The organism is Streptomyces sp. NRRL WC-3549, from assembly GCF_000721935.1.
In the GTDB taxonomy this organism is placed as follows: domain Bacteria; phylum Actinomycetota; class Actinomycetes; order Streptomycetales; family Streptomycetaceae; genus Streptomyces.
In genome coordinates, this window is record NZ_KL585401.1 from 16353 (window position 1) to 19527 (window position 3175).

The window sequence follows — 3175 nt, forward strand, 5'->3', positions numbered from 1 at the left end:
GATGTGTATAAGAGACAGGGCGACCTCGTGCGGCTCCGGGCGCACCACCCCGAAGCCGTCGCCGAGGCGGCCCAGGCCCGCAGCAGGAGGCCCCTCGTCGGGCCCTCCGGACGACTGATGATCATCGCCGCCGACCACCCGGCACGCGGCGCGCTGGCCGTCGGCGACGACGCGTACGCCATGGCCGACCGCTTCGACCTGCTGCGAAGGCTCCGCCTCGCACTCTCCCGCCCCGGTGTCGACGGTGTCCTGGCCGGTGCGGACGTCCTGGAGGACCTGCTGCTGCTCGGTGCCCTGGAGGACAAGGTCGTCCTCGGCTCCATGAACCGAGGTGGCCTCGCCGGCGCCTCCTTCGAGCTCGACGACCGCTTCACCGGCCACCGCCCCGCCGACCTCTTCCGCCAGCGCTTCGACGGGGGGAAGCTCCTGCTGAGGATCGACCGCGGCGACCCGGGCTCCCTGGAGACCCTGCACACCGCCGCCCGCACCGTGGACGAGATGGCCGCCCTGAGTCTGCCCGTGTTCGTCGAGCCGTTCCTCTGCCACCGCACCGGCGACGGCCGGCTCCGCACCGACCTGACGCCCGCGGCCGTTACCACCTCGATCGCCGTCGCCTCCGGCCTCGGCGGAACCTCCGCGTACACCTGGCTGAAGGTCCCCGTCACAGACGACCCCGACGACATGGCCCGGGTGACGCAGGCCTCGACCCTGCCCGCGGTCCTGCTGGGCGGCGAGGTGGGCGGCGACCTGGACCGGGCGTACGAGAAGTGGCGCGCGGCGCTGCGGCTGCCGACCGTCCGCGGCCTGGTCGTCGGGCGCTCGCTGCTCTACCCGGCCGACGGAGACGTGGCCGGGGCCGTCGACACGGCGGTCGGGTTGCTGTGAGGCGGGGAACACGCGGATGAGCGGTTACCGGGAGCGGAGGGGTAGGGATGGACGCATGACGACGCGTGACGAGCACCAGCGGTACCACCTGCCGTCCGGCGCGGCGGCGAGCGGCCCCTACGCCCTCGACGTCCGCCCCGAGACCGCCGGGTGGCAGCGGTCGAGCCTGCGTGTCCTGGAGCTCGGACCCGGCGGTGTCCATACCCTGGAGACCGGCGACAGCGAATGGATCGTCCTGCCGCTGTCCGGCGGCTGTACGGTGCAGACGGAAGACGCGGTCCACGAACTGCTGGGCAGGGACGACGTGTTCGGCGCCGTGTCCGACTTCTTCTATCTCCCCCGTGACAGCCGCGCCCAGATCGCCTCCGGCGCAGGAGGCCGCTTCGCCCTGGCAGGAGCGAAGTGCGAGCGACGACTCCCCGCTCGCTACGGCCCCGCGCCGGAGGTACCCGTGGAACTGCGCGGTGCGGGGACCTGCTCACGGCAGGTCAACAACTTCGCGGCGGCCGACACCTTCGAATGCGACCGCCTCATCGCCGTCGAGGTCCTGACCCCCGGCGGCAACTGGTCCTCCTACCCGCCGCACAAGCACGACGAGCACCTCCCCGGCACCGAGTGCGAACTGGAGGAGATCTACTACTTCGAGGTGGAAGGCGGCGGCCTCGGCTACCACCGAGTGTCGCCGTCCCGGTCGGACGGTACGGACGTGCTCGCCGAAGTCGCCACCGGGGACGCGGTCCTGATCCCGGACGGCTGGCACGGCCCGTCCATCGCCCCGCCCGGCCGCACCCTCTACTACCTGAACGTGATGGCGGGCCCCGGCGAGCAGCGCGAGTGGCTGATCCGCGACCACCCCGACCACCGCTGGATCCGCGACACCTGGCCGGACCTGCCCGTGGACCCCCGGCTCCCGCTGTACGGCCCGACGCCCGCACCCCAGGATCCGGAGGCCACCCGGTGACCACCACCGCACGTACGCGGGCGCCCGCCCGCCGGATGACGACCGCGCAGGCCCTGATCGCCTTCCTGGCCCGGCAGTACACCGAGCGCGACGGCCGCCGCCACCGGCTGATCGGCGCCACCTGGGGCATCTTCGGCCACGGCAACGTCGCCGGTGTCGGCCAGGCCCTCGTCGAGGCGGGCCCCGCGATGCCCTACTTCCAGGGCCGCAACGAGCAGTCCATGGTCCACGCCGCCGTCGGATACGCCCGCCAGTCCGGCCGCCTCTCCGCCCACGCCGTCACCACCTCCATCGGCCCCGGCGCCACCAACCTCGTCACCGGCGCCGCCCTCGCCACCGTCAACCACCTCCCGGTCCTGCTGCTGCCCGGCGACACCTTCGCCACCCGGCCCGCCGACCCGGTGCTCCAGCAGCTCGAAGTGCCGTACGCCGGCGACGTGTCGGTCAACGACTGCCTGCGCCCCGTCTCCCGCTACTTCGACCGGATCACCCGCCCCGAAGCGCTGATCCCGGCCGCGCTCCAGGCCGTGCGCACGCTCACCGACCCGGCGGACACCGGCGCGGTCACGCTCGCCCTCCCGCAGGACGTGCAGGCGGAGGCGTACGACTGGCCGGCGGAGTTCTTCGCCGAGCGCGTCTGGCACGTACGCAGACCCGCCCCCGACCCGTACGAACTGGAGCGGGCCGTCCGGGCGGTGCGCGCCGCGCGGCGCCCCCTGATCGTCGCGGGCGGAGGCGTCCACCACAGCGCCGCCGAGGAGACCCTCGCCGCGTTCGCCGCGGCCACCCGGATCCCCGTCGCCTCCACCCAGGCCGGCAAGGGCTCGCTGCGCCACGACCACCCGGCCGACGTCGGCGGCATCGGCCACACCGGCACCGCCACCGCCGACGACCTCGCCCGCCGGGCGGACCTGGTGATCGGGATCGGCACCCGCCACACCGACTTCACCACCGCCTCCGGCACCCTCTTCGCCGCCCCCGCCGTCCGCTTCCTCAACCTCAACATCACCGGCTTCGACGCCCACAAGCTCGCCGCGCTCCCCCTCGTCGGCGACGCCCGCACCTGCCTGGAGGCGCTCGGCGCCGCCCTCGACGCACGGTCCTACCGCGTGGACGCCGGCTACGAGACGGAGTACACCGACGCCAAGGAGCGCTGGGAACGACGCGTGGACGCCGCGTTCGCCACCCCGGACGAGGACGCGCGCCCCACCCAGGCCCAGGTCCTCGGCCTGCTGGACGCCCTGGTCACCGAGGACGACATCCTGATCAACGCGGCCGGTTCGCTCCCCGGGGACCTCCACAAACTGTGGCGGGCCCGCTCCCCCCGCC

At 73.9% G+C, this 3175-nt stretch carries 3 protein-coding genes; all 3 read left to right on the forward strand.

Features of this window, described 5'->3' with window-relative positions; all coding sequences use genetic code 11:
• The first annotated feature begins 3 nt into the window (after nucleotides 1-3).
• On the forward strand, nucleotides 4-885 hold the full coding sequence (locus IH13_RS0116520) for a Cgl0159 family (beta/alpha)8-fold protein (RefSeq protein ID WP_031085152.1): 882 nt from the start codon (nucleotides 4-6) through the stop codon (nucleotides 883-885).
• A gap of 55 nt (nucleotides 886-940) precedes the next feature.
• Nucleotides 941-1846 (forward strand): 5-deoxy-glucuronate isomerase, encoded by a 906-nt coding sequence (gene iolB / locus IH13_RS0116525; protein ID WP_031085154.1) that lies wholly within the window; start codon nucleotides 941-943, stop codon nucleotides 1844-1846.
• Nucleotides 1847-1881: 35 nt separating this feature from the next.
• Nucleotides 1882-3175 (forward strand): thiamine pyrophosphate-binding protein (locus IH13_RS0116530; RefSeq protein ID WP_051835860.1); only part of this gene is annotated, 1294 nt, incomplete at its 3' end.